General features: G+C 49.9%; 1 protein-coding gene and 1 pseudogene. Both read right to left on the bottom strand.

All coding sequences use genetic code 11. The features are described 5' to 3' along the window. Window positions 1-289, bottom strand: a pseudogene (locus HW443_RS11235) (hypothetical protein); the annotation flags it as partial. Window positions 290-367: 78 nt separating this feature from the next. Next, window positions 368-1,075, bottom strand: coding sequence for a recombinase family protein (locus HW443_RS11230; RefSeq protein ID WP_258190527.1), 708 nt, complete (start codon window positions 1,073-1,075; stop codon window positions 368-370). Between the last annotated feature and the right edge of the window lie 384 nt (window positions 1,076-1,459).

The raw sequence follows: 1,459 nt of genomic DNA, 5'->3' as shown, positions 1-1,459 counted from the left end.
GAAGTTCCTCGGTTACCACCCCGCAGTCGGGACAGGCCACCCGGAACTGGGGGAAGGCCAGCCATGATCGCTTGTAGGGGCCGTAGGGGAGATCTCTCACCATGCGCCAGGAGCAATCGTAGTAGCTGTCGAACTCTCTTCCACAATGGCACAGAAACCCCCCCTTGGCTTTCGTCAGCTCTATCACCAGCTCTTTCCCCCCACTTTCCGTTCCCTCCCCAAAATGCAGGGCTATGACCTGGTACCCTTGTACGCCCACCAGTTGGTCGATATACTCTTGTTTGACCATCGCCTACTCCTTTCTTGCTGCTTGTTTGACTTTCCAACAGCATAAAGGATAGACGATGGTCGCTATTTACTCCATACTCTAGGGAGAAGAACCGCCAATGTAGAATCTTCTGGTCAGGAGGGTTTTCACCGATTCCGGGCTGTAGATTCTGCCAAAAGCTGTCTTTAAACCCCGGCTGTGCATCTCCTCCGCAAGCGACTGGAGTGAGTAGTTCCCACTTGAGAAAAGCTCGAAGGCCTGTCTGACCAAGGGAGCGGTTCTGGGATCAGGAAGGTGTTTTACCCTCCCATTTGAACCTTTAACACTCCTGTAACCCAGAGGAGGCTTGTGGGGCCACTCACCTTTTTTCAGTTTGGCAAGATTGGCCTTTTTGATTTCCTCTCCTAAGTTGGCACTATACCATTCAGAGATGCTGGCAATGATATTCTCTAGGAGATGGCCGATGGGGTTATCGTCAAAGGGTTCGGAGACCGAGACAAGCCTGATCCCCTTCTGCTTTAGAATAGCCTTAATCGTGGCGTAGTCGATCAGGTTTCTGGCCAAGCGGTCTATCTTGTGGACGAGGACTATATCTATTCCCTTATTTTCCTTGCAATGCTGGATGAGTCTCTTCAACTCCGGCCTGTCGGCTGTTTTCGCTGATTCTCCCTCATCAATAAAATGGCCCATAACCTTCCAGCCGTTTCTCCTGGCATATTCCTTCATGGCGGCAATCTGGGCTGGGATCGAGAGGTCTTTTTGTGCTTGTTTGTCCGTGGAAACACGGGCATAGAGGAGACAGTTCATAGAAAGGCATTAACTGGCACTCCACACTGAAGATGGATTTGAACAAGGGCTTGCCAGTTGACGAGTAGTCAAATAACGAAGGATTGAATGGACGAGGCTATTTTCAATCTATCATAGTGTGATGGCTTCGTAAAGGTGTGATGAGAGGAGCTTGACGGCCAGCGTGGGGATTGACTATAATCCTTGCTAGGGAGGATGACAGCGGAGGTCGCCTCATTGCCAGTTGAAAGGGGAATACCGGCTTAGGGGTTGCCTAAAAATAAGGTTCTTCTCCCTAGAGTATGGAGTAAATAGCGACCATCGTCTATCCTTTATGCTGTTGGAAAGTCAAACAAGCAGCAAGAAAGGAGTAGGCGATGGTCAAACAAGAGTATATCGACCAAC

Origin of the sequence: Candidatus Hakubella thermalkaliphila (assembly GCF_013281975.1) — a bacterium.
Classification (GTDB): domain Bacteria; phylum Actinomycetota; class Humimicrobiia; order Hakubellales; family Hakubellaceae; genus Hakubella; species Hakubella thermalkaliphila.
This window is presented reverse-complemented; position numbering and strand designations above follow the sequence as displayed.